This window comes from uncultured Cellulomonas sp. (genome assembly GCF_963527515.1).
GTDB lineage: Bacteria > Actinomycetota > Actinomycetes > Actinomycetales > Cellulomonadaceae > Cellulomonas.
On record NZ_CAURTV010000013.1, the window covers coordinates 23,565 to 46,302 of the forward strand.

General features: G+C 73.2%; 25 protein-coding genes. 18 read left to right on the forward strand and 7 right to left on the reverse strand.

From position 1 onward, the window contains the following. The first annotated feature begins 4 nt into the window (after nucleotides 1–4). From RYN42_RS05795 to RYN42_RS05805, 3 genes are all read left to right on the forward strand, one after another. Nucleotides 5–793: an electron transfer flavoprotein subunit beta/FixA family protein gene (locus RYN42_RS05795; protein WP_315094524.1), complete on the forward strand. Its 789-nt coding sequence runs from the start codon at nucleotides 5–7 to the stop codon at nucleotides 791–793. 31 nt (nucleotides 794–824) lie between these two features. Then, nucleotides 825–1,808 carry an electron transfer flavoprotein subunit alpha/FixB family protein gene (locus RYN42_RS05800; protein ID WP_315094526.1) on the forward strand — a complete coding sequence of 328 codons (984 nt, stop codon included), beginning with the start codon at nucleotides 825–827 and terminating at the stop codon, nucleotides 1,806–1,808. A gap of 100 nt (nucleotides 1,809–1,908) precedes the next feature. After that, entirely contained in the window at nucleotides 1,909–2,295 is a 387-nt protein-coding gene (locus tag RYN42_RS05805; protein ID WP_315094528.1) for a PLD nuclease N-terminal domain-containing protein, read from the forward strand. A 3-nt stretch (nucleotides 2,296–2,298) separates the two neighbouring features. On the opposite strand, the gene RYN42_RS05810 is transcribed toward RYN42_RS05805, so the two are convergent. After that, complete coding sequence (locus RYN42_RS05810) at nucleotides 2,299–3,294, reverse strand: phosphotransferase (protein ID WP_315094530.1); 996 nt, start codon at nucleotides 3,292–3,294, stop codon at nucleotides 2,299–2,301. A gap of 96 nt (nucleotides 3,295–3,390) precedes the next feature. Between RYN42_RS05810 and RYN42_RS05815 the strand changes: the two genes are divergently transcribed. From RYN42_RS05815 to RYN42_RS05840, 6 genes are read left to right on the forward strand one after another with little or no spacing between them, the layout of a single operon-like run. Continuing rightward, on the forward strand, nucleotides 3,391–4,581 hold the full coding sequence (locus RYN42_RS05815) for a cysteine desulfurase family protein (protein WP_315094531.1): 1,191 nt from the start codon (nucleotides 3,391–3,393) through the stop codon (nucleotides 4,579–4,581). Further along, the gene (gene mnmA, locus RYN42_RS05820; protein ID WP_315094532.1) at nucleotides 4,581–5,684 is read left to right on the forward strand and encodes a tRNA 2-thiouridine(34) synthase MnmA; all 1,104 of its coding nucleotides are present in this window, start codon (nucleotides 4,581–4,583) and stop codon (nucleotides 5,682–5,684) included. Before RYN42_RS05815 ends, mnmA begins: the two co-directional genes overlap by 1 nt. Then, nucleotides 5,681–6,703: a hypothetical protein gene (locus RYN42_RS05825; RefSeq protein WP_315094534.1), complete on the forward strand. Its 1,023-nt coding sequence runs from the start codon at nucleotides 5,681–5,683 to the stop codon at nucleotides 6,701–6,703. Before mnmA ends, RYN42_RS05825 begins: the two co-directional genes overlap by 4 nt. A 2-nt stretch (nucleotides 6,704–6,705) precedes the next feature. Further along, nucleotides 6,706–7,089, forward strand: coding sequence for a hypothetical protein (locus RYN42_RS05830; RefSeq protein ID WP_315094536.1), 384 nt, complete (start codon nucleotides 6,706–6,708; stop codon nucleotides 7,087–7,089). 43 nt (nucleotides 7,090–7,132) lie between these two features. Beyond that, complete coding sequence (gene ligA / locus RYN42_RS05835; protein WP_399552406.1) at nucleotides 7,133–9,334, forward strand: NAD-dependent DNA ligase LigA; 2,202 nt, start codon at nucleotides 7,133–7,135, stop codon at nucleotides 9,332–9,334. A 1-nt stretch (nucleotide 9,335) separates the two neighbouring features. Next, nucleotides 9,336–10,649, forward strand: a complete 1,314-nt coding sequence (locus RYN42_RS05840) for a GNAT family N-acetyltransferase (RefSeq protein ID WP_315094538.1) — start codon at nucleotides 9,336–9,338, stop codon at nucleotides 10,647–10,649. A 73-nt stretch (nucleotides 10,650–10,722) separates the two neighbouring features. Here RYN42_RS05840 and RYN42_RS05845 read toward each other — a convergent pair whose 3' ends face one another. Both RYN42_RS05845 and RYN42_RS05850 read right to left on the reverse strand, forming a co-directional pair. Further along, nucleotides 10,723–11,379, reverse strand: a complete 657-nt coding sequence (locus RYN42_RS05845; protein WP_315094540.1) for a ThuA domain-containing protein — start codon at nucleotides 11,377–11,379, stop codon at nucleotides 10,723–10,725. A gap of 9 nt (nucleotides 11,380–11,388) precedes the next feature. Next, nucleotides 11,389–12,558: an ROK family protein gene (locus RYN42_RS05850; protein ID WP_315094541.1), complete on the reverse strand. Its 1,170-nt coding sequence runs from the start codon at nucleotides 12,556–12,558 to the stop codon at nucleotides 11,389–11,391. A gap of 108 nt (nucleotides 12,559–12,666) precedes the next feature. Here RYN42_RS05850 and RYN42_RS05855 point away from each other — a divergent pair, with 108 nt between their 5' ends. The 5 genes from RYN42_RS05855 to RYN42_RS05875 all read left to right on the forward strand — a co-directional run bounded on the left by RYN42_RS05855 (nucleotide 12,667) and on the right by RYN42_RS05875 (nucleotide 18,572). Then, nucleotides 12,667–14,181 carry a sugar ABC transporter ATP-binding protein gene (locus RYN42_RS05855; protein WP_315094542.1) on the forward strand — a complete coding sequence of 505 codons (1,515 nt, stop codon included), beginning with the start codon at nucleotides 12,667–12,669 and terminating at the stop codon, nucleotides 14,179–14,181. Next, nucleotides 14,178–15,227 carry an ABC transporter permease gene (locus RYN42_RS05860; protein ID WP_399552407.1) on the forward strand — a complete coding sequence of 350 codons (1,050 nt, stop codon included), beginning with the start codon at nucleotides 14,178–14,180 and terminating at the stop codon, nucleotides 15,225–15,227. Before RYN42_RS05855 ends, RYN42_RS05860 begins: the two co-directional genes overlap by 4 nt. 49 nt (nucleotides 15,228–15,276) lie before the next feature. Beyond that, nucleotides 15,277–16,326: a substrate-binding domain-containing protein gene (locus RYN42_RS05865; protein ID WP_315094544.1), complete on the forward strand. Its 1,050-nt coding sequence runs from the start codon at nucleotides 15,277–15,279 to the stop codon at nucleotides 16,324–16,326. A gap of 99 nt (nucleotides 16,327–16,425) precedes the next feature. Further along, complete coding sequence (locus tag RYN42_RS05870) at nucleotides 16,426–17,568, forward strand: Gfo/Idh/MocA family oxidoreductase (protein WP_315094586.1); 1,143 nt, start codon at nucleotides 16,426–16,428, stop codon at nucleotides 17,566–17,568. 2 nt (nucleotides 17,569–17,570) lie between these two features. Continuing rightward, on the forward strand, nucleotides 17,571–18,572 hold the full coding sequence (locus tag RYN42_RS05875) for a sugar phosphate isomerase/epimerase family protein (RefSeq protein ID WP_315094545.1): 1,002 nt from the start codon (nucleotides 17,571–17,573) through the stop codon (nucleotides 18,570–18,572). A 3-nt stretch (nucleotides 18,573–18,575) separates the two neighbouring features. Here the strand turns inward: RYN42_RS05875 and RYN42_RS05880 are convergent, their stop codons facing one another. Then, on the reverse strand, nucleotides 18,576–18,944 hold the full coding sequence (locus tag RYN42_RS05880) for a VOC family protein (protein ID WP_315094546.1): 369 nt from the start codon (nucleotides 18,942–18,944) through the stop codon (nucleotides 18,576–18,578). Nucleotides 18,945–19,013: 69 nt separating this feature from the next. On the opposite strand from RYN42_RS05880, the gene RYN42_RS05885 reads away from it, so the two are divergent. The 4 genes from RYN42_RS05885 to RYN42_RS05900 are packed head-to-tail and all read left to right on the forward strand — an operon-like array spanning nucleotide 19,014 to nucleotide 21,038. Further along, nucleotides 19,014–19,451: a MarR family transcriptional regulator gene (locus RYN42_RS05885; RefSeq protein ID WP_315094547.1), complete on the forward strand. Its 438-nt coding sequence runs from the start codon at nucleotides 19,014–19,016 to the stop codon at nucleotides 19,449–19,451. A 40-nt stretch (nucleotides 19,452–19,491) separates the two neighbouring features. Further along, nucleotides 19,492–19,905, forward strand: a complete 414-nt coding sequence (locus RYN42_RS05890; RefSeq protein WP_315094550.1) for a pilus assembly protein CpaE — start codon at nucleotides 19,492–19,494, stop codon at nucleotides 19,903–19,905. A gap of 60 nt (nucleotides 19,906–19,965) precedes the next feature. Beyond that, complete coding sequence (locus tag RYN42_RS05895; protein ID WP_315094552.1) at nucleotides 19,966–20,538, forward strand: hypothetical protein; 573 nt, start codon at nucleotides 19,966–19,968, stop codon at nucleotides 20,536–20,538. Further along, entirely contained in the window at nucleotides 20,535–21,038 is a 504-nt protein-coding gene (locus tag RYN42_RS05900; protein WP_315094554.1) for an OmpA family protein, read from the forward strand. Before RYN42_RS05895 ends, RYN42_RS05900 begins: the two co-directional genes overlap by 4 nt. Here RYN42_RS05900 and RYN42_RS05905 read toward each other — a convergent pair. The 3 genes from RYN42_RS05905 to RYN42_RS05915 all read right to left on the reverse strand — a co-directional run bounded on the left by RYN42_RS05905 (nucleotide 21,022) and on the right by RYN42_RS05915 (nucleotide 22,702). Beyond that, entirely contained in the window at nucleotides 21,022–21,777 is a 756-nt protein-coding gene (locus tag RYN42_RS05905; RefSeq protein ID WP_315094556.1) for a PH domain-containing protein, read from the reverse strand. The two genes, RYN42_RS05900 and RYN42_RS05905, sit on opposite strands and share 17 nt — an antisense overlap. Nucleotides 21,778–21,798: 21 nt before the next feature. Next, nucleotides 21,799–21,966, reverse strand: a complete 168-nt coding sequence (locus RYN42_RS05910) for a hypothetical protein (protein WP_315094558.1) — start codon at nucleotides 21,964–21,966, stop codon at nucleotides 21,799–21,801. 163 nt (nucleotides 21,967–22,129) lie between these two features. Then, the gene (locus tag RYN42_RS05915; RefSeq protein WP_315094560.1) at nucleotides 22,130–22,702 is read right to left on the reverse strand and encodes a DUF5655 domain-containing protein; all 573 of its coding nucleotides are present in this window, start codon (nucleotides 22,700–22,702) and stop codon (nucleotides 22,130–22,132) included. Nucleotides 22,703–22,738: the final 36 nt, after the last annotated feature.

The following is a 22,738-nucleotide window of genomic DNA, read 5'->3' on the forward strand; positions in this document are numbered from 1 at the left end:
GCGGGTGAGGATCGTCGTCTGCGTGAAGCATGTCCCTGACATCCAGTCCGAGCGGGCCCTGGGCCCCGACGGTCGCGTGGTCCGCGACGGCGGGGACGGCACGATCAACGAGCTGGACGAGAACGCCCTCGAGGCGGCGCTCGCGCTGGTGGAGAGCGTCGGGGGATCGGTCACCGCCCTGACCGTGGGTCCCGACGACGCCGCCGACGCGGTGCGCCGCGGCCTGCAGCTGGGTGTCGACGAGGCGGTCCACGTGGTCGACGACGCCGTCGCCGGCTCGGACGTGATCGGCACCGCGCGGGTCCTCGCCGCCGCCGTCCAGCACCTGGACGCCCAGGAGCACGTCGACCTCGTGATCACGGGCATGGCGGGGCTGGACGGGCTGACGTCGCTCCTGCCCACCGCGCTCGCCGAGCTGCTCGACCTGCCCGCCCTGCCGCTGGCGGCGGAGCTCACCGTCGAGGGCGGGACCGTACGGGTGCGCCGCAACCTCGACCACGCGTCCGAGGTCCTCGAGGCGCCGCTGCCGGCGCTCGTGTCGGTGACCGACCAGGCCAACGAGCCGCGCTACCCCAACTTCAAGGGCATCATGGCCGCCCGCAAGAAGCCGATCACCACCCTGTCGCTGACCGACCTGGGCGTCGACGCGTCCCGCGTCGGTGCGGTGGGCGCCCGCACGCAGGTGCTCGAGGCGGCCGCCCGCCCGGCGCGCGAGAATCGCGTGCTCGTGCAGGACACGGGCGACGCCGGTGCTCGGCTGGCCGCGTACCTCGTCGACAACCAGCTCGTCTGACCCGCTCCGCCACCCGAGGGAAGCCACCGCCGTGACCGCACCCGTGCTCGTGCTCGTCGACCACACCGAGGCCGGACGCCTGCGCGCGCCGGCGCGCGAGCTCCTCACGCTCGCGTGGGAGCTCGCGGGCGGTGCCGGGGTGCACGCAGCCTGGGCCGTCGACGGTGTCGAGCCGTCCGCCGAGGTCGCCGCCGAGCTGGGCGCCCTGGGCGCCACGCACGTGCACCGGCTCGTCGCCGACGCGGACCTGCACCTGTCCGCCGTGCTGGCCGAGGCGCTCGCGTCGCTGCTGGACGCCACGGGCGCCGGGCTGCTCCTGCTCGTCTCCTCGTTCGAGAACAAGGAAGCGGCGGCCCGGCTCGCGGTGAGCACCGGCGCGGGGGTCGTCACGGACGCCGACGGTGTCGCTCTGGTCGACGGTCGCTACGTGGCCTCGAAGACCGTGTTCGCGGGGACGTGGACCACCTCGTGCGCGATCACGGCGCCGCTGGCGATCGTCACCGTGAAGCCCAACGCCGTGCAGCCCGTCGTGCTGGACGACGCCCCCGCACCGCAGATCGGCGAGCACGCGGTCACCGTGAGCGACAAGGCGCGGCGCGTCACGCTGGTCGAGCGCACCGAGCGGCCCGTCAGCACCCGGCCCGACCTCGGCAGCGCGAGCATCGTCGTGGCCGGCGGCCGCGGCACCGAGGGAGACTTCTCCGTCGTCGAGGAGCTGGCCGACGTGCTCGGCGGGGCGGTCGGCGCCACGCGCGTGGCCACCGACGAGGGGTGGATCGGGCACGACGCGCAGATCGGCCAGACCGGCGTGACCATCGCGCCCCGGCTGTACATCGGGGTCGGCGTCTCCGGCGCGGTGCACCACCGCGGCGGCATGCAGGCGTCCGGCACGATCGTCGCGATCAACTCCGACCCGGACGCCCCGATCTTCGAGATCGCGGACTTCGGCGTCGTCGGGGACCTGTTCACCGTCGTCCCGCAGGCCGCCGCGGAGCTCCGCCGCCTCAAGGGCTGACGCTCGCCCTCCGAAACCCCGGACAGCGGTCCGGTCGCTCCGCTAGCGTGCGCTCGGGCCCGGCTGTCAGCACGCCGGGCGGGCGTCCGAGGAGAGATGCGTGATCCGCTACCTGCCGTTCCTCATCGAGGCCGCGCTCCTGGTCTACTGCCTGATCGACTGCATCCAGACGGACGTCCCGCGCAACCTGTCCAAGACCACCTGGGTGTTCGTCATCATCCTGCTGCCGCTGGTCGGCGGCATCGCGTGGCTCGTGGCGGGGCGCCCGGAGCACCGGCCGGCGCGGAACGTGCCCTGGCCCTCGACGCAGACGGCCGGCTTCCCGGAGTACGAGCGCCCGCGACCGACGGCCCCGGACGACGACCCGCAGTTCCTCGCCGGCCTGCGCGCCTCCGACGAGGAGCACGAGAAGATGCTCAAGGACTGGGAGGCGCAGCTGCGCGACCGGGAGCGCAAGCTCGAGGGCGACGGGCCGGCCGGCGCCTGACGGTCAGGACAGGTCGCGCAGCCAGCGGACCGTCGCGACGCCCTGCGCGGCCTGGAACCGGCGCAGGTTGGGGATGCCGAGCGGGGCCGGCTGCCGCGAGCTCCACGCGAAGTAGCCGGACAGCCCGGCGAGCCCGGCGCGCAGGTCGTCGTCGTGCACGCCGTCCGAGATGGCGTGCGAGCGGAAGTTGGTGACCGGGTCACCGCCGCCCTGGAGGGCCACGCTCGGCAGCATGAACGCGAGGTCGAGCCACGGTGCGCCGACGCTCGCGTGCGGCCAGTCGATGAGCCAGACCCGGTGGCCGTGGTGGTCCGGGTCGATCATCACGTTGTCGGCCCGCAGGTCACCGTGCACGAGCGCGTCGCCGGCACACACCCGCAGGGAGTCCTGCTCCCAGCGGACCAGCTGCTCGACGTTCTCCAGCGCCCACCGTCCGACGTCCCCGGCCAGGTCCGCGTAGTGGTTCAGCGTCGCGCCGTCCAGCGCCCGCAGCCTGCGCCAGCCGGTGAAGTCCTCCGCCAGCTGGTCGTCGGTGCGCAGGAGGCTGTGGCCGGGCAGCGGCTCGGCGTCTGCAAGCGCTCCCAGCGCGTCGGCCACGGCGCGCATGTCGTCCGGCTTCCACGGCAGCTCGGGCGAGCGACCGTGCACCACCTCGAACCCGAGGATGACCCAGTCGCCGTCGTCGGAGGACCAGAGCAGCCGCGGTGCGGGGACCTGCGGCGGCAGCGCGCGCGACACTCGGATCTCGGCGCGCGCGAGGTCGGGGGAGACGGGGTTCTGCTCGCCCGAGACCGCCTTGACGAAGACGCCGCGCCCGTCGGCGAGCTCCAGGACAGCCGCGAACCCGGGGCTGAACCCGCTGGTCGCACTGATCTCCGCGGTCACCTGGGCGCCGGCCAGCTCGGCGATCCGGGTCCGCACGTGCCGGGGGAGGTCGCGCCAGTCCAGCCGCTGGCCGCTGAAGGCGAGCGGGAGGGCGATGACGTCGTCGGCACTCACGCGGCACATCCTGCCAGTTCGTGACCGGCACCTGTCGGGTGATCCCACCAGGTGTGCGGTCGGGGAGTCGGCCGTTCCGTTCGTAGACTGGAGGCGATGAGCGTGTATCTCGATCATGCGGCCACCACGCCCATGATCCCCGAGGCCACGCGGGTGCTCGCCGAGCAGCTCGCGCGTCCCGGCAACCCCTCGTCCCTGCACTCCTCCGGACGCGCCGCCCGGCGCGTGGTCGAGGAGTCGCGGGAGCTGCTCGCGGCGGCCCTGGGCGCGCGGCCCAGCGAGGTCGTCTGGACCTCCGGCGGGACCGAGGCGGACAACCTCGCGGTCAAGGGACTGTTCTGGGCCCGGCGCACCCACGACCCGCGCCGGCTGCGCCTCCTGGTCTCCGCGGTGGAGCACCACGCGGTGCTGGACCCGGCGTTCTGGATGGCCGAGCACGCGGGCGCCGAGCTGGTGCTGCTGCCGGTCGACGCCGACGGCGTGCTCGAGGTGGACGCGCTGCGGGAGGAGCTCGAGCGGCACGGCGAGCAGGCCGCGCTGATCTCCGTGATGTGGGCCAACAACGAGGTGGGCGCTCTCCAGCCGCTGGACGACGTGGTGGCCCTGGCGCGCCGGTTCGGGGTCCCCGTGCACGCCGACGCGGTGCAGGCGGTCGGCCAGGTGCCCGTCGACTTCGGCGCCTCGGGCCTCGACGCGATGACCGTCTCCGGGCACAAGGTGGGCGGACCAGGCAGCGCCGGTGCCCTGCTGGCGCGCCGCGGCCTCGACCTCACCCCTGTGCTGCACGGCGGCGGGCAGGAGCGCGGCGTGCGGTCGGGGACGCTCGACGCCGCGGTGCTGGCGTCCTTCGGTGTCGCCGTGGACCGGGCGGTGGCCGCCCGCACGGAGTTCGCGACGCGCGTGGGAGCGCTCCGCGACGCCCTGGTCGAGGGCGTGGAGTCGCTCGTGCCGGACGCGGTGCTGCAGGGTCCGCGGGACACCTCCCGCCGCCTGCCCGCCAACGCGCACTTCACGTTTCCCGGCTGCGAGGGCGACTCGCTGCTCTACCTGCTCGACTCCGCCGGTGTCGAGGCGTCGACCGGGTCCGCGTGCCAGGCCGGGGTGCCGCGGCCCAGCCACGTGCTGCTGGCCATGGGCGTCGACGAGCTGGCGGCCCGTGGTGCGCTGCGGTTCAGCCTCGGGCACACCTCGACGCAGCAGGACGTCGAGGCGCTGCTGACCGTGCTGCCGGGTGTCGTCGACCGGGCGCGTGCCGCCGGGCTGGCGACGGTCGGGGTGGGTTCCTGATGCGCGTGCTGGCCGCGCTGTCCGGCGGTGTCGACTCCGCCGTGGCCGCCGCCCGTGCGGTCGACGCCGGGCACGACGTGGTCGGCGTGCACATGGCCCTGTCCCGCACCCGGGACCAGTTCCGCACGGGCTCCCGGGGCTGCTGCTCGATCGAGGACGCCGGCGACGCCCGCCGCGCGGCCGACGTGCTGGGCATCCCGTACTACGTGTGGGATCTGTCGGAGCGGTTCGAGGAGACCGTGGTGGCGGACTTCGTCGCCGAGTACGAGGCCGGCCGCACCCCCAACCCGTGCGTCCGCTGCAACGAGCACATCAAGTTCGCCACGCTGCTGGACAAGGCCGTCGCCCTCGGGTTCGACGCGGTCTGCACCGGTCACTACGCGCGGATCGAGACGCGGGACGACGGCACCCGGGAGCTGCACCGCGCGCGGGACCTGGCCAAGGACCAGTCCTACGTGCTGGCCGTGATGGGCCCGGAGCGGCTGGCGCGCTCGATGTTCCCGCTCGGCGACGTCGCCTCCAAGGACGAGACGCGTGCGGAGGCGGCCGCCCGCGGCCTGTCCGTGTCGGCCAAGCCCGACTCGTACGACATCTGCTTCGTCGCCGACGGGGACACCCAGGGCTTCCTGCGCTCGCGGCTCGGGTCGCAGCCCGGCGAGATCGTCGACGCCTCCGGTGCCGTCCTCGGGGAGCACGACGGTGCGTACGCGTACACGGTGGGCCAGCGCCGCGGCCTGGCGATCGGCCGGCCCGCCCCGGACGGCAGGCCGCGGTACGTGCTCTCCGTCGAGCCGGTGCGCAACCGGGTGGTCGTCGGATCCGTCGACGACCTGGCCGTCCGGGCGGTCGAGGCGGACCGGGGCGTGTGGTTCGCGGACGCGGACGGCTCCTTCGGGTGCTCCGTGCAGGTCCGGGCGCACGGTGCCGCCGTGCCCGCGCGTGCGACCGTCCGCGACGGCGTGGTCGAGATCGTGCTCGACGAGGCCGGTGCGCTGCGCGGGGTCGCGCCCGGCCAGTCGGCCGTGCTCTACGACGGCACCCGGGTGCTCGGTCAGGCGACCGTCACCGCCGCGCAGCGCGCCACCGCCGGCGTCGCCCGGTGACCGGGGGACGGCCGGGCGTCACGGGCACCGGTCCGTGGCCGGGACTGGACGTGCTCGAGGCGCAGACCGTGGTGGTCGGGGACCTCGTCGACACCCCGTCCGAGGTGGCCGGCCTGCCGTTCGTCGTGCAGCTCGCCGAGCGGGGGCCGTGGTCCGACCGCACCGGCCGCGCGTCCGCGCTCCTCGCGGAGCTGCCCAGCGAGCTCGGCGCGCACGGCTGGAAGCTCGCCGACCGGCCCAGCCGCGACCTCGCCCGGGCGCAGGCCTACCTGCGGGAGGACCTCGACGCGCTCGCGGTCGCCGGGCACGGCTGGGCCGGCCCGCTCGTCGTGCCCGTGCTGGGGCCGATGACCCTCGCCGCCTCGCTCTACCTCGCGCGCGGTGACCGCGTGGTCTCCGACACCGGCGCGGTCCGCGAGCTCGCCGCGTCCTTGGCCGCCGGGATCGCGGAGCACCTGGCTGCCATCCGCCGCGCGGTGCCCGGCGCCGAGCCGACCGTCCTCCTGCACGAACCCCTGCTCGCGCAGGTGATGGCCGGGGTGCTGCCGTCGTTCTCCGGCTACTCCGCGCTGCGCTCGGTCCCCGGCCCGGTGGCCGCGGAGCGCATCGGCGAGGTGGCCCGTGCGTTGGACGGCGCCCGGGTGATCGTGCACGGCGGCACGGCGTGGACGTCGCTCGGTGCCATCCGCGCGGCGGCCGTGGACGGCTTTGCGCTGGCGGTGAGCGCGCTCGACGAGCACAGCTGGGAGAAGGTGGCCGAGGTGGTCGAGGGCGGCCTGGCCTTCTGGCCCGAGCTCCGGCCGCAGGCGTCGTCGCAGTGCGCCGGACCGGACGTGGCCGGTCAGGCCGATACGCTCACCCGGCCGTGGCGGTCCGTCGGGCTGTCGATGGCCGGGCTGCGCGACGTCGTGCTGCTGACCGGTGACGTCACCGGCCGAGGCGGCCCGGACGACGCGCGGGCCGTGCTGGCCGGTCTGGTGCGTGCCGCCCGGATCGTGGCGGAGAAGGCGGAGGGGTGAGCGTGGCTGCACAGCCGAGCGTGCGGCGTGCTCTCGCCCTGCTGGTGGCGTCGGGTGCGGCCATCGTCGGGATGGTGCTGCTCGTCGTGGTCTACACCGGCATCGGCGTGACCACGCTGACCGCGTCGAACGAGGACCTGGACCCGTGCGTCGCGGCGTACTCGGCCGGCACCGACTCCGCGACCGTGCGGTACACGGTCGTCCCGCCGCAGGCGGTCTGCACCTGGGACGTCGCCGGCGAGTCGACGGAGGTCGTGGTGGCCTCCGCGTCGACCGCGCTGTTCACCGCCGGGGCCGTGCTCGCGGTCGGCGGCGTGCTGGTCTGCCTGGTGCTCCTGCTCGGCCCGTGGCTGCAGCGGCGCCGGTCGTCCACCCGACCCGCCTGAGCCTGTTGGCGCGCGTGTGGGCGGCGCGCGAGAGGATGACCGGGTGAGCGACGAAGCACCCGCGCCCGTGAGCGCCTCTGCCGAGACCGAGATCCCCGCCGACGCGCGACACCGCTGGGCGGAGCTGGCCGGCCTGATCGAGGCGGACCAGTTCGCGTACTACATCCGCGACGCCCCGGTGTCGTCGGACAAGGAGTACGACGAGCGTCTGCGCGAGCTGATGGCGCTCGAGGAGGAGCACCCGGGCCTGCGCACGCCGGACTCCCCGACGCAGCGGGTGGGCGGGACGTTCTCCACGGAGTTCGCGTCGGTCCAGCACGTGGAGCGGATGCTGTCGCTGGACAACGCGTTCTCCGACGAGGACATCGCCACGTGGGCGGGCCGCCTGCACCGGGACCTCGAGTCCGAAGCCGCGATCCACTACCTGTGCGAGCTCAAGATCGACGGTCTCGCCATCGCGCTGCTGTACGAGAAGGGCCGGCTGGTCCGGGCCGCGACGCGCGGCGACGGGCGCACCGGTGAGGACGTCACGCTCAACGTCCGTACCATCGCGACCATCCCGGACATGCTCGGCGGGGACCCGGCCACCCACCCGGAGCGCATCGAGATCCGCGGGGAGGTGTTCCTGCCGGTCGCGGCGTTCACCGAGCTCAACGAGTCGCAGGTCGCGGCGGGCAAGAGCCCGTTCGCCAACCCCCGCAACGCGGCCGCGGGCTCGCTGCGGCAGAAGGACCCGCGGGTCACGGCCTCGCGGGACCTGCGGATGTACGCGCACGGCATCGGCGCCCTGGTCTGGGGCGCCGGCCGCGGGACCGGCATCGAGCGGCAGTCGCAGGTCTACGACCTGCTGGCCGGCTGGGGCGTCCCGGTCTCCGGGCACACGCGGATCGTCGAGGGGCTCGACGGCGTGCGGGAGATGATCGCGCACTACGGCGAGCACCGGCACGACGTCGAGCACGAGATCGACGGCATCGTCGTCAAGGTCGACGAGATCGCGCTGCAGCGCCGGCTCGGGTCCACCAGCCGGGCGCCGCGCTGGGCGATCGCGTACAAGTACCCGCCCGAGGAGGTGAACACCAAGCTCCTGGACATCCGCGTCAACGTGGGCCGGACGGGCCGCGTGACGCCGTACGGGGTGATGGAGCCGGTGTTCGTGTCGGGGTCGACGGTCGAGATGGCGACGCTGCACAACGCCAGCGAGGTGGCCCGCAAGGGCGTGCTGATCGGAGACACGGTGGTGCTGCGGAAGGCCGGGGACGTGATCCCGGAGATCGTGGGGCCGGTGGTGGACCTGCGCGACGGCACCGAGCGTGCGTTCGTGATGCCCACCGAGTGCCCGTCCTGTGGCACGCCGCTGGCGCCGGCCAAGGAGGGCGACGTCGACATCCGGTGCCCCAACCAGCGGTCGTGCCCGTCGCAGCTGCGCGAGCGGCTCTTCCATGTGGCCTCGCGCGGGGCCTTCGACATCGAGGCTCTCGGCTGGGAGGCGGCCAGCGCGCTGCTGACCGCGGGCGTGGTGACCGACGAGGGCGACCTGTTCGCGCTCGATGCGGACGCGCTGCGCCAGGTGCCGCTGTTCACCCTGTCCACCAGCTCCAAGGTCGGCGGCGTGGTCCGGGACGCGGGGGACCTGAACGCGACCGGCACGGCCCTGCTCGGCAACCTGGAGAAGGCGAAGCAGGCGGCGCTCTGGCGGGTGATCGTCGCGCTGTCCATCCGGCACGTGGGGCCCACGGCGGCGCGGGCGCTGGCGCAGCACTTCGCGTCGATCCCGGCGATCGCGACGGCGACCGAGGAGGAGATCGGCGCGGCCGAGGGGGTCGGCCCGACCATCGCGACCGCGGTGGTGTCGTGGTTCGAGCAGCCGGGCGAGGACGACAAGTGGCACGCGGCGATCGTCGAGAAGTGGGCCGCGGCGGGAGTGCGGATGCACGAGGAGCGCGACGAGTCCGCGCCGCGCACGCTCGAGGGACTGACGGTCGTGGTCACCGGTGGGCTCGAGCGGTTCAGCCGGGACGGTGCCAAGGAGGCGATCCTGGCGCGCGGCGGCAAGTCGGCGGGGAGCGTGTCGAAGAAGACCGACTACGTGGTGGTCGGGGAGAACGCGGGGTCCAAGGAGGCCAAGGCGCGCGAGCTGGGGCTGCGGATCCTGGACGAGGCCGGGTTCGAGGCGTTGCTGGCGCAGGGTCCCGCGGGCGTGGGGGACACGGCGACCGACACCCCGACAGGCCCCGTGGAGGCGTGACGTGACCGGTGTCGTCGTCCGGGTGGCGGCCGGTTCGGAGGTGGCCGACGCCGGGGCGCTCACTGCCGAGGCGTACCTGGCCGACCGGTTGCTGGACGACACCGACTCCTACGCGGACGAGCTCCGCGATGCCGAGCGGCGTGCGCTGGAGGCGACCCTGCTGGTAGCGCTGGTACCGCGTGCGGGCTCGGACGAGCTCGTCGTCGTCGGCACCGTGACGCTCGCGTTCTACGGGACCTCGTACGCCGAGACCGCGGATCCGGGCGAGGCGGAGATCCGGATGCTCGCGGTGGCCCCGGAGGCACGACGCCGGGGGATCGCCGAGCTGCTGATGGCGACCGCGCTGCGGGAGGCGGTCGCGGGCGGTGCGACGCGCGTGGTGCTGTCCACGCTCGACTCGATGCAGGCCGCGCACCGGCTGTACCGGCGGCTCGGTTTCGTCGCGGTGCCGGACCGCGACTGGGGGCACGTCGACGTGCACCTGCGGGTGTTCACGTGGACACCGCCGGACGCCCCCGGCGCGCTGGTCGAGCTCGCCACGTGGCCACCGGCGCGGGTGGTCGACGTGGACGGCTGGAAGGTCGGGCTGTCGGGTGGGTTGACCCGGCGGGCCAACAGCGTGCTGCCGCTCGGGACTCCCCCCGACATCACGGCCACGCTCGACCGGATCGAGGCCCTCTACGCCCGCGAGGGCCAGCCGGCGATCGTGCGCGTCTGCCGCGCGTCGCCGCGGGGTCTGGACGACCTCCTGGCTCTGCGCGACTACGAGGTGATGTCCCGGACCGACGTGCTGGTACGCGAGCTCGACGGGCTCGAGCCGCACCCCGGGGGGATCCGCACGTCGGCCGGTGCGGTGCGCGTCTCCGCCGCCGACCGACCGGACGACGCCTGGCTCGCCGCGTGGTCCGGCTCGAAGGCCCGGCTGCACACCACCGGCTCTGCGGCGCAGGCGGACGACACGAGCCTGCGGCTGGCCCGGGAGGTGCTCGGCGGGGCACCGGCGGTCTACCTCACCGCGACCGACGCGACCGGCCTGGTCGGGGTCATCCGTGCCGCGTTCGCGGAGGACTGGGTCGCCCTGTCGTGCCTCGTCGTCACGCAGCCCGCGCGGCGCCACGGACTCGGCCGCTACCTGACCGTCCGCGCGCTCGACGAGGCAGTCCGGCGGGGTGCCCGGCGAGCCTTCCTCCAGGTCGAGGCCGAGAACACCGCCGCCGGCGAGCTCTACTGGTCGCTCGGGTTCCAGCCGGCGGAACGGTACGTGTACCGAGAGCTTCGCTGGTCGCCCGGCCTCCCCAGCGGGTCGAGCGCCTGAGCTCCCCTGCGTCGGCAGGACGAACCTCCCCGGACCGGACGCGAGCGGCTGTCGCCTTCACGGACCGGACGGGTCAGCGGGCCGCCCAGAGCAGGCCGCGCTCGATGATCGTCCTGATCGAGGGCACCTCGAGGTCAGCCAGCAGGTGACCTGGCGCGCACACGAACACGCGACCGGCGCCCCAGCGGCGGGTCCAGACGGCGGGTGACGTGACGGGCTCGTGCCACGGGTCGTCGGGGCCGGGCGTGATCGTCGTCGTCGCCAGGACGTCGTTGAGCGGGTCCGTGAGCAGCCAGTACTGCTCGGAGCGCAGCGTGAAGTCGTCCAGGCCCTCGACGATCGGGTGGTCGCCGGTCACCTCGATGGTGTGCTCGACCAGGGTGCCGCCGGGGTGCGCCGCGAACTGGGCGCCGACGAGCTGGAGGTAGTCGGTGGCGATCCGGAACGAGTCGACGATGCCGCCGTGCCAGCCGGCCAGCCCGGTGCCGGCCGCGACCGCGGTGCGCAGTCCCCGCAGCTCGTCGGCCAGGATGTCGCCCATGGTCCAGCACTGGACCACCAGGTCGGTGGCCGCCATGAGGTCCGGGTCTGCGTAGGCCTCGAGCGACCCCTCGACCACCACGTCGAAGTCGTGCTCCCGCAGGAACGGCACGAACAGCTCGGCGGCCTCCTCGGGAGCGTGCCCGTCCCAGCCGCCGCGGACGACGAGGGCACGGCGTTGTGGTGCCACGGCGGTCTCCTAGCTGATCAGCGCGTCGATGGCGGCGGCGGACAGGACGTGCTCGGACGCCATCGCGCTCGCACCCAGCACGCCTGCTCGTCCCTTCGTCCGGGAAGCGACGATACGCAGGTGCTGGGTGGCCAGGGGGAGAGACCGCCGGTAGACGACCTCACGGATGCCGGCCAGCAGGTGCTCACCCGCCTCCGCGACGACGCCCCCGATGACGATGACCGAGGGGTTGAGCATGCTCACGCACGCGGCCAGCACCTCGCCGAGGTGCCGGCCCGCCGCACGCACCTCGCGGCTGGCGTCGAGATCACCCGAACGGACCAGCGCGACGACGTCGGCGCTCGTCGTGGCGTCGCGCAGCGCGCTCGCGATGGCAGGCCCGCTGGCCACCGCCTCCAGGCAGCCGGTGTTCCCGCACCGGCACGGCCGGTCGAGGCCGCCGGGGACGGCGATGTGGCCGAGGTCGCCGGCAGCGCCCTGGGCGCCGCGGCGGATCTGGCCGTCGGAGATGATCCCGGCGCCGATGCCCGTGGCGACCTTGACGAACAGGAGGTGGTCGACCTCCGGCCACTGGCTCGTGTGCTCGCCGAGCGCCATGACGTTCACGTCGTTGTCCACGAGCACCGGGACGCGCAGCTTGCGGGACAGGAGCGCGGGGACGTCGGCGTCGTCCCAGCCCGGCATGATCGGCGGGTTGATCGGCCGGCCGGTGGAGTGCTCGACCGGCCCGGGCAGCCCCACGCCCACGCTGACCAGGTCACCGAGCGGCCGGCCGGCGGTCGCGAGCAGGTCCAGACCGACCTCGACCACGCGGTCCAGCACCGGTCCGGGACCCTCGGCGATCGCGATGGTCTCGTGGTGCTCGGCCAGCACCGTGCCGACGAGGTCGGTGAGCGCCAGGCGCGAGTGGGTGGCGCCCAGGTCGACCGCGAGCACCACGCGGGCCGACGGGTTGAACGCGAACGTGGCGGGCGGGCGGCCGCCGGTGGAGCTGGCCTCGCCGGCCGGCGCGACGAACCCGGAGGAGAGCAGGAGGTCGACGCGGGCCGCGATGGTGGAACGCGCTTGCCCGGTGAGGGTGGCCAGGTCGGAGCGGGTGCGTGGCTGCCGGTCGCGGAGGAGCTGGAACATCTCCCCGGCGCCTGTCGGCCGGGGAGCGAACTTCACGAGCTCGTCCATGCGCACAGTGAACCATTCCGCCTTACGTAGGTCACGTTCACGTAACCATGACACATTGGTGGCGACTTCTGCTTGACCCACGGCAGAAGTGGGTTCTACCTTCGGCGCATGGTCAACGAAGACCCGCCGCTGCTGCAGATGCGCGGCATCGTGAAGCAGTTCCCGGGAGCCCGGGCGCTGGACGGCGTCGACCTGGAGATCCGGGCGGGCGAGGTCCACTGCCTGCTGGGCCAGAACGGCGCGGGCAAGTCGACGCTCATCAAGGTGCTCGCCGGTGCCCACCAGCCGACCGAGGGCGAGATCCTGCTGGACGGGAAGCCGGTCACCATCACGCACCCGGTCGCGGGCCTCAAGCTGGGCATCGCGACGATGTACCAGGAGCTCGACGTCGTCGACGGGCTGTCCGTGGCGGAGAACATCTACCTCGGTCACGAGCTGGCCACCGCCGGGTTCTCGCAGCGCCGTGCAGCCACCGCCCACACCCGGGCGCTGCTCAAGCGGCTCGGCCACGGAGACCTCTCCCCGCACCGGGAGGTCGGCCGGCTGTCCGCCGCCGGCAAGCAGATCGTCAGCATGGCCCGCGCCCTGTCGCACGACGCCCGCGTGATCGTGATGGACGAGCCGTCCGCCGTGCTCGACGCGGAGGAGGTCACCAACCTGTTCCGCGTGGTCCGCGAGCTGACCGCCTCGGGCGTCGCGGTCGTCTACATCTCCCACCGCCTCGACGAGATCCGGCAGATCGGCGACCGCATCACCGTGCTCAAGGACGGTCGCACCGTCGCCACCGGGCTCCCGGTCGCCGAGACGTCGACCGCGGAGCTGATCAAGCTGATGACCGGCCGCAACGTCGAGTACGCCATCCCCGCGCGGGACCGCGTGCCCGAGGACGCCGCCACGGTCCTGCGCGTCGACGGCCTCGGGCTGCGCGGCGCGTTCACGGACGTGTCGTTCGAGGTCCGTGCCGGAGAGGTCGTCGGCCTGGCCGGGCTGGTCGGCTCCGGACGGTCCGAGATCCTCGAGACCGTGTTCGGCGCCCGCAAGGCGACCACGGGCAGCGTCCACGTGGGTGACCGGAAGCTGCGCGCCGGTTCGGTCAGCGACGCGGTGAGCGCCGGCATCGGGCTGAGCCCCGAGGAGCGCAAGAGCCAGGGGCTGATCCTCGACGAGCCGGTCTACCGGAACATCACGCTCTCCACCTTCGGGCGCAACTCGAGGGCTTCGTTCCTCGACGAGGGTGCGGAGCGCCGGGTGGCGCGCGAGCAGATCGAGGCGCTCGACGTGCGGCCGTCCGACCCGGACCGCAGCGCGCGGACCCTCTCCGGCGGCAACCAGCAGAAGGTGCTGCTCGCCCGCTGGCTGGTGCACGGCTGCCGGGTGCTGCTGCTCGACGAGCCCACCCGCGGCGTCGACGTCGGGGCGCGCGCCGAGATCTACGGGCTGATCGCCGACCTGGCCGCGCAGGGCGCCGCCGTGGTGGTGGTCTCCAGCGACATCCCGGAGGTGATCGGCCTGTCCGACCGCGTCCTGGTGGTCTCCGAAGGGCGCGTGGTCCACGAGGGACCGGCGGACCACATCGACGAGCACCGTGTGCTCGACCTCGTCATGGAAGGAAGTGCCGCGTGAGCGACCAGGACGTGACAGTCCCCGCCGCGGACGAGTCCGCCCGGGTGGAGCAGGTGGCCAAGGCCGGGCAGAGGCGCCGCGGCGGTCTCCTGAGCGGCGCGACCGGGCGCAACCTCGGTCTCGTCATCGCGTTGGTGGCGATCTGCGTCTTCGGCGTGATCACCGCGGGTGAGCGGTTCGCCAGCATCGACAACCTGCTCACCATCCTGCGGCTCGCCGCGGTGATCGGCGTGCTGAGCATCGGGATGACCTTCGTCATCACCGGCGGCGGGATCGACCTGTCCGTCGGCTCGGTCGTCGGGCTGTCGTCCGTGTGGGCGTCGACCCTGGCCACCCAGACGATGGCCGAGGACGTGCACTGGATCGTGATCGTGCTCTGCGCGCTCGGCGTCGGTATCGGCGCGGGGGTGGTCAACGGCGTGCTCATCGCGTACGGCAAGGTGGTCGCGTTCATCGCGACGCTGGCCATGCTCGTGGCGGCGCGCGGCCTGGCGGAGATCATCGCCAACCGGCAGACGCAGATCGTGCGCGTGGACGGCTTCCTCGACTTCTTCCGCTCGTCGCCGCTCGGCCTGCCGATGCTCGTGTGGATCTTCCTGCTCGTCGCCGTGGCGGGCTGGATCCTGCTGAACCGCACCACGTTCGGCCGTCGCACGATCGCGGTCGGTGGCAACCCCGAGGCCGCGCGGCTGGCGGGCATCAAGGTGAGGCGCCACACGATGTACCTGTACGCCCTGGCGGGCCTCACGGCCGGGATCGGCGGCGTCATGATGCTCGGCCGCACCACGGCGGGCAGCTCCACCAACGGCCAGCTCTACGAGCTCGACGCCATCGCCGCCGTGGTGGTCGGCGGGACCCTGCTCATCGGTGGCCGCGGCACGATCGTCGGCACCGTCCTGGGCGTCCTGATCTTCACCACGCTCCAGAACGTCTTCACGCAGAACAACCTCTCCATCTCGGCGCAGAACATCGCCAAGGGCGTGATCATCGTCGTCGCCGTGCTGCTCCAGCAGCGGCTCGCCGAGCGCTCCCGCGCCGGAACCTGACCTCATCCCGCTCCGCCCCCGCACGCCCGCTCGATCAAGGAGGATCGTCATGTCTGTAGCCCTGCGCCGAAAGTGGCTCGCCACCGCCGGCACCGTCGCCGCACTCGCCCTGGTGGTCGGCTGTACGTCCAACACCCCGGAGGCCGAGGAGACCGACGAGGCCCCTCCCGCCGCCGCTCCCGCGTCCGGCAACGACGAGCCCGGCGACGAGGTCGTCATCGGGTTCTCGGCCCCCGCCGCCGACCACGGCTGGATGGGCTCGATCACCAAGTCCGCCGTCGCCGAGGCCGCCAAGTTCTCCGACGTCGAGCTGGTGCAGGCCGAGGCCACCAACGACGTGAACCTGCAGATCAGCCAGGTCGAGCAGTTCATCAACGACGGCGTCGACGCCATCGTGCTCCTGCCGTTCGACGGCGCGGCGCTCACCGAGGTCGCGATCAAGGCCATGCAGGCCGGCATCGTCGTCGTCAACGTCGACCGCGAGTTCGAGGACCCCGACGCCGCACGGCTCACGGTCCTGGGCGACAACTACGGCATGGGCGTCAGCGCCGGCGCCTACATCTGCGGCGAGCTGGGTGGGAACGCCGATGCCAAGGTCGCCGAGATCGCCGGCATCGACTCCCTGCCCCTGACTCAGGACCGCAGCCAGGGCTTCGAGGACGCGCTCGCGGCCTGCGGCCTGTCGGTCAGCAACCGCGTCGCGGCGGACTTCACGGTCCAGGGCGGCGAGTCCGCGGCGGCCAACCTGCTGCAGGCGGCCCCCGAGCTCGACGCGATCTGGAACCACGACGACGACCAGGGCGTCGGCGTCCTGGCGGCCATCGAGAACGCCGGTCGCGACGAGTTCATCATGGTCGGCGGCGCCGGCTCCAAGAACGTCATGGACGCCATCAAGGCCGACGACTCGGTGCTCAAGGCCACGGTCATCTACCCGTCCACGCAGGCCGCGGACGGCATCCGGCTGGCCCGCCTGCTGGTGCAGCAGAAGTCGATGAGCGACCTGGTCGAGGTCGAGGTGCCGCGCACCATCCAGCTGTTCGCACCCGTGGTGACCAAGGAGAACGTCGACCAGTACCTGCCGACGGCCTTCGAGTCCTGAGCCAGCCTGACCGAGCCGGGCGGGTCCCCCGACCAGGGGGACCCGCCCGGGGCACGAGGAGGAGCCGTGACACACGCAGTCCCACGCCTGGGCATCGGCATGGTCGGGTACGCCTTCATGGGCGTGGCGCACTCGCAGGCCTGGCGCAACGCGCCCCGGTTCTTCGACCTGCCGCTGCACCCGGACATGGCGGCGGTCGCAGGACGCGACGAGGCCGCGGTGACCGCCGCGGCGGCGACGCTCGGCTGGTCCAGCGCCGAGACCGACTGGAGGACGCTGGTCTCCCGCGACGACATCGACCTGGTCGACATCTGCACGCCGGGCGACACGCACGCCGAGATCGCCATCGCCGCGCTCGAGGCCGGCAAGCACGTGCTGTGCGAGAAGCCGCTGGCCAACTCGGTCGAGGAGGCCGAGGCGATGGTCCGCGCCGCCGAGCGCGCGCCGGGGCTCGCCATGGTCGGCTTCACCTACCGCCGCGTCCCCGCCATCCAGCTCGCCCGCACGCTCGTCGCGGACGGCAGGATCGGCACGGTCCGGCACGTGCGCGCGCAGTACCTGCAGGACTGGATCGCGGACGCCCAGGCACCGCTGTCGTGGCGGCTGGACAAGCAGAAGGCCGGGTCGGGCGCGCTGGGGGACATCGGGGCGCACATCGTCGACCTGGCCCAGTTCGTCACGGGCGAGTCGGTGACGGGCGTGTCCGCGGTGCTCGAGACCTTCGTGCACGAGCGGCCGGTGGCCGCGGCGCACTCCGGGCTGCACGGCACGGCGGGAACCGAGACCGGTCCGGTGACGGTGGACGACGCCGCGATCTTCCTCGGCCGGATGTCCGGCGGCGGACTGGCGACGTTCGAGGCCACCCGGTTCGCGTGGGGCCGCAAGAACGCGATCCGGCTGGAGATCAACGGGTCGGCGGGCTCGCTCGCGTTCGACTTCGAGGACATGAACGTCCTGCACTTCTTCGACGCGTCGCAGCCGGCGGCCGAGGCGGGCTTCCGCCGGATCGTCGTGACCGAGCCCGAGCACGCCTACGTGGCAGCCTGGTGGCCGGCAGGTCACGGCCTCGGGTACGAGCACGCGTTCACGCACCAGGCGGTGGACCTGGTCACCGCGATCGCGTCGCGTCGGCAGCCGGAGCCGAGCTTCGCCGACGGGCTCGTGGTGCAGCGGGTGCTCGACGCGGTCGAACGCTCGGCTGCCGACGACAGCAGGTGGACCTCTGTGACCAAGGAGAGCTGACCATGGCACGACCGATCACCCTGTTCACCGGCCAGTGGGCGGACCTGCCGTTCGAGGAGGTCGCGCGGCTGGCGTCCGGCTGGGGCTACGACGGCCTCGAGATCGCCTGCTGGGGCGACCACCTGGACCCCTGGCGCTGGGACGACGAGGAGTACGTGGCGGGCAGGCTCGCGCTGCTGGAGCGGTACGGCCTGAAGGTCTACGCGATCTCCAACCACCTCAAGGGCCAGGCCGTCTGCGACGACCCCATCGACCAGCGGCACCGCGACATCCTGCCCGACGTCGTCTGGGGGGACGGCGACCCGGAGGGGGTCCGGCAGCGCGCCGCCGAGGAGATGAAGCACACCGCCCGGATCGCCGCGAAGCTGGGCGTGAAGACCGTCGTCGGGTTCACCGGCTCGAGCATCTGGAAGTACGTCGCGATGTTCCCGCCGGTCTCCCAGGAGGCCGTCGACGCCGGCTACCAGGACTTCGCCGACCGATGGAACCCCATCCTCGACGTGTTCGACGAGGTCGGGGTGCGGTTCGCGCACGAGGTGCACCCCAGCGAGATCGCGTACGACTACTGGACGACCGTGCGGACCCTGGAGGCGATCGGCCACCGCGAGGCGTTCGGCCTCAACTGGGACCCGAGCCACTTCATCTGGCAGCAGCTGGACCCGGTGGACTTCATCCTCGAGTTCCGTGACCGGATCTACCACGTCGACTGCAAGGACGTGAAGCTCCGGCTGGGCAACGGCCGCAACGGCCGGCTGGGCTCGCACCTGGCGTGGGCGGACCTGCGCCGCGGGTGGGACTTCGTGTCCACCGGCCGCGGGGACGTGCCGTGGGAGGCGTCGTTCCGGGCGCTCAACTCCATCGGGTACGACGGGCCGATCTCGGTGGAGTGGGAGGACGCAGGGATGGACCGGCTGCTCGGCGCGCCGGAGGCGCTGGAGTTCGTGAAGCGCAACGCGTTCGACCCGCCCACGGCCTCGTTCGACGCGGCGTTCAGCACCCGGTAGGGCTCAGCCCCGGTCGTGGAGCGTGAGGTGGTACCCGTCCGGGTCCGCGAACGTGAACGTGCGACCGAACGGGCCGTCGACGGGGGCGGTGACGATCGGCACACCGTCGGCGGCGAGCGCGTCGTGGATCTCCTGCGCGTCGGGCGCGTGCAGCCACACGGCCGCACCGAGCCCGGGCTGCGCGACCGCGTCGAGGTCCACCCCGGGTGCGACCTCGCGCACGGCGAACGCGATCGGGCGGGTGTCGAACACGACGGCGTGCGGGGGGCTCGACGCGGCACGGGCCAGGCCGAGGAACCGCTCGTAGAACACGGCGGAGCGCTCGAGGTCACGCACCTGCAGGGAGACGAAGTCGGGGCCGGTGACGGGCATGAGGGGGCTCCTTGGCTCGGGCTTGGTGTCAATTAACTGACACCTGCTACGCTATGTCAGACTACTGACATGAGTCAAGGCGTGGAGCTCGAGACCTCGATCGGCTACCTGCTCAAGGAGGCGTCGAGCGTCCTGCACGTGGCGATGGACGCCGTGCTGCGTCCGCTGGACCTGACGATCACGCAGTACTCGTGCCTCGAGCTGCTGGCGCAGCGGCCCGGGCTGTCGAGCAGCGACCTCGCCCGCGGCGCGTTCGTGTCCCGGCAGTCGATGCACGTCCTCCTGCAGCAGCTGGCGAGGGAGGGGCTGGTGTCGCGTGCCGAGCAGGCGCCGGTGGGCCGGGTCCTGCCGACGCAGATCACGGCGCTGGGGCGCGAGCGGCTGGCGGGCGCGAGCACCGCGGTCGCGGCGGTGGAGTCCCGGATGGTCGATGCACTGCCCGCGGGGGACCGCGCCGAGCTGCGCCGGCTGCTGCGGGAGTGCGTCGCCGCGCTCGCCGACGGGTGACCGTCAGGACACGGGCGCGCGCCCGACGGATACTGGATCGATGATCTCCGTCGTGCGCGCCCAGCAGCTCCACGAGGCCGGGCTGCGCTGGCACCCGTCCCCCGGGGACCGGTTCGCGGTCCGGACGCTCGAGGACCAGGTCTTCACCATCTCGGACATGGTGGTCGAGCCGCACGACTACCCGACCGGCACGGTCCTGGGGTTCAACGGGACGACCGAGTGGGCGCTCGACTCGGTCGCGCAGGAGGACGCCGTCTGGCTGCCCCGCGAGGACCAGCTGCGCGAGCTCCTGGGCGGCACGTTCCGGAGCCTCGCGCGGTCCACCGACGGGCAGTACGGGGTGCTCATCGAGCACGCCGGCCGGCCGGAGCGGCTGTTCACGGCCGACACCGCCGCCGACGCCTACGCGCAGGCCCTGCTCGCCCTCGTGGCCGCGGCGGTCGACCGGGTCTAGGCCGTACCACCAGGCGGGCCGCCGGGCGCTGGCCGTGGAGGTTTTGCCATGATGCCGCCCATGCCCAGACCACAGCGCGCCCGCGTCGCCCTCGCGATCACCACCGTCGCGGCCCTCGCGTTCCTGACCGCGTGCACGGCCGACGAGCCCGGTCCGGGGCCGTCCCAGCCCTCCGCCACGACGTCCGCGGAAGCCGAGCCGTCCGCCGAGCCGACCCCGTCGGCGACACCCGACGCCACCCGCACGGCGACGGTGACGCTGCCCGGTGACCGCGGGACCGTCGACGTCGCGGTCCGCTCGCTGGTCCTCGACGAGAACGGCACGACCATGACGCTGCGCGTCGACTTCACGCCGCACCTGGCGGATCCCGAGGGCGCGATGACCCTGTCGGCGATCAACAACTACTTCTTCATCTTCCCGGAGCTGCTGGACCGCGAGCACCTGAAGCGCTACTCGGTGATCGAGGGCGAGGGCACGCAGGACTGGCTGACCAACAAGGACGCCCGCACGGAGAACGACGAGACGCTCTCCTCCTGGTTCGTCTACGCGGCGCCGGAGGACGACGTCGACGCGTTCACGCTCACGATGGACGGCTGGGCGCTCGAGGTCCCGGACGTCGAGGTGACCTCGTGAGCCTGGCGCCGGTGGTCCTCGCGCTCGGTCTGCTGCTGCCGGCCGCCTACGTCGACCGCGACGACGTCGCCGAGCCGTCCGCCGAACGGATCGAGCAGTCGGTCGACACGTACTCCGTCGAGGGGAGCGTCGAGAGCGTCGCCCCGCCGGAGACCTCGTCCGAGGGCTCGACCCTCACCATCGGCTCCGACGTGCTGTTCGCGTACGCCAGCGCGGTCGTCGACGACACCGCCCAGGCCGCCCTCGCGGAGCAGCTGGACCAGATCCCCGCCGGGGCGCAGGTGACGGTCGAGGGGCACACGGACTCGCGGGGCGGCGACGACGTCAACGTGCCGCTCTCGGCCGCGCGCGCGGAGGCGGTGGCCGCCGTGCTGCGTGCCGCGCGCGCCGACCTGGTGCTCACGGTGCAGGGCAAGGGGTCGAGCGAGCCGGTGGTGTCCGAGACGGACGAGCAGGCGATGGCGAAGAACCGCCGCGTCGAGCTCAGCTGGGCGAGCTAGGGCCGTTGCGCTGCGGGTCCTGGATCGGGACGAAGGTGCCCGGCTCGCCGGACACCACCCACCCGGGGGTGTCGTCGCGCACGGCGGGCCGCGGCGGGATGCGGATCGGCTGGGTGTCCCCGGGCCGGTGCTCGTGGACCGGCGGCCACGCGGGGCGCCCCTCGGACGCGGTGGGGACGGGGGCCGGGACGCGCACCGGCACGGACGGCGGCAGTCCGTCCCACGGCTGCGTGGGCGTGAAGATGATCGCGCACAGCTCGCGGTAGGTGGTGTCGGGGTCGGCCACCCACGCGATGCGACGCAGCGCCTGGTCCTGGCCGGCGGACTCGAGCAGGAACTCGCCGTAGCCGAGGATGCGGCCGACGATGGACCGCGAGTACCGCATGTCCGTGACCTTGACCAGCGGCATCATCGACACCTTGTGCGTGACCAGCCCGTAGAGCAGGAGCATGCGCTTGTCGGTGGCGACGAACCACTCGTTGCGCCAGTCCAGCACCCGCCAGACCAGCCGCCCGACCAGGACGAACCACAGCCACCAGAGCCACTGCGAGCCGTCGCCGGCCACCGCGGCGGCGACGTCGACCAGCCAGGCCACCGCCACGAAGCCGACGAACGTCGTGAGGCCGGGCTCGAGGAGCTTGCCCCAGTGGGACCTGCGCGTCAGGACGACGCGCTCCCCGGGCAGCACGTACTTGCGCAGCGTCCGGTGGCCCGCGAGGGTCTGCTCGACCGTGCCCATCTCAGCTCGTCTCAGCTCACGTCACTCGGTCAGGCTGGAGAAGAACTGACCGAAGCTGGTGAAGGCGCCGACGATGATGTCCCACAGGGCGCGCACCATGTCGGCGGCACGGTCGGGGCTCGTGACGATCGCGTACACGAGGAAGATCGCGACGATCCAGAAGAGCGCGGTCTTGAGCTTCGGCGGCATGGCGGTCCTCGCAGGGGCGCGTCGGGTGGTGCACGGTCGGGAGCGGGGCGGCGGATCGTGACCCGAGGGGCAGGGCCGGCCAGCACCACCAGTCCCGGCAAAGCGTACTTACCGGACCGTGCCCGACGCGGGAGCACACACCGGTGGACCGTCGTCCAGGTCGTCAGCCGTTCTGCTCGTACGCGGCCCGCAGGAGCGGGAGCAGGCCCTCCACCTGGGACACGTCCGTGACGCCGACCTTGTGCGTGGCGGAGCCGGGCGCCCGGGCGGGGACGAGCCGGGCGTCGGCCGGGGGCTCGACGAACCGCAGCCCGACGTCCACCCGCGTGGCCGTCGCCGCCGCCACCGCGGCGAACTGGCGGGCACGCACGAAGGGCACGTACGTGGACCTGCCCTCGCGGTGCACGTCGTCGCCCAGGCCGAGGAGCGCCCGCTCGACGGCGTCGTACACGGGACGCAGCCCGGCGGTGCGGCCGGTGTACTGCAGCTCGACGTAGCCGTCGACGTCCGGCCGCTCCCACCCCGCGCGCTCCGCCACCTCGAACGCGATGGTCCACCGCGTGTTCAGCGGGACGCCGTGCACGTCCTTGAGCCACCGTCGCACCGCGTTCTGGTCGAGGGGGTCGACGCCGCTGGTGTCGTGCACCAGCGTCGCCCACTCGTCGAGCGAGCGGCCGGTCCGCCCGGCCATGCTCGCGCTGACCTCCGCCCGCATGTCGTCGGGACTGGTCGCCATGCAGCCCAGCGTAGGCAGCCATCCCCCAACGTCTAG

Excerpts from the sequence above, each read along its gene's own strand:
- RYN42_RS05815 (WP_315094531.1), top strand. The coding sequence starts at position 3,391 with ATGAGCGTGTATCTCGATCATGCGGCCACCACGCCCATGATCCCCGAG.
- mnmA (WP_315094532.1), top strand. The coding sequence starts at position 4,581 with ATGCGCGTGCTGGCCGCGCTGTCCGGCGGTGTCGACTCCGCCGTGGCC.
- RYN42_RS05850 (WP_315094541.1), bottom strand. The coding sequence starts at position 12,558 with ATGGACGAGCTCGTGAAGTTCGCTCCCCGGCCGACAGGCGCCGGGGAG.
- RYN42_RS05855 (WP_315094542.1), top strand. The coding sequence starts at position 12,667 with ATGGTCAACGAAGACCCGCCGCTGCTGCAGATGCGCGGCATCGTGAAG.
- RYN42_RS05865 (WP_315094544.1), top strand. The coding sequence starts at position 15,277 with ATGTCTGTAGCCCTGCGCCGAAAGTGGCTCGCCACCGCCGGCACCGTC.
- RYN42_RS05870 (WP_315094586.1), top strand. The coding sequence starts at position 16,426 with ATGGTCGGGTACGCCTTCATGGGCGTGGCGCACTCGCAGGCCTGGCGC.
- RYN42_RS05875 (WP_315094545.1), top strand. The coding sequence starts at position 17,571 with ATGGCACGACCGATCACCCTGTTCACCGGCCAGTGGGCGGACCTGCCG.
- RYN42_RS05880 (WP_315094546.1), bottom strand. The coding sequence starts at position 18,944 with ATGCCCGTCACCGGCCCCGACTTCGTCTCCCTGCAGGTGCGTGACCTC.
- RYN42_RS05885 (WP_315094547.1), top strand. The coding sequence starts at position 19,014 with ATGAGTCAAGGCGTGGAGCTCGAGACCTCGATCGGCTACCTGCTCAAG.
- RYN42_RS05890 (WP_315094550.1), top strand. The coding sequence starts at position 19,492 with ATGATCTCCGTCGTGCGCGCCCAGCAGCTCCACGAGGCCGGGCTGCGC.
- RYN42_RS05895 (WP_315094552.1), top strand. The coding sequence starts at position 19,966 with ATGCCCAGACCACAGCGCGCCCGCGTCGCCCTCGCGATCACCACCGTC.
- RYN42_RS05905 (WP_315094556.1), bottom strand. The coding sequence starts at position 21,777 with ATGGGCACGGTCGAGCAGACCCTCGCGGGCCACCGGACGCTGCGCAAG.
- RYN42_RS05910 (WP_315094558.1), bottom strand. The coding sequence starts at position 21,966 with ATGCCGCCGAAGCTCAAGACCGCGCTCTTCTGGATCGTCGCGATCTTC.
- RYN42_RS05915 (WP_315094560.1), bottom strand. The coding sequence starts at position 22,702 with ATGGCGACCAGTCCCGACGACATGCGGGCGGAGGTCAGCGCGAGCATG.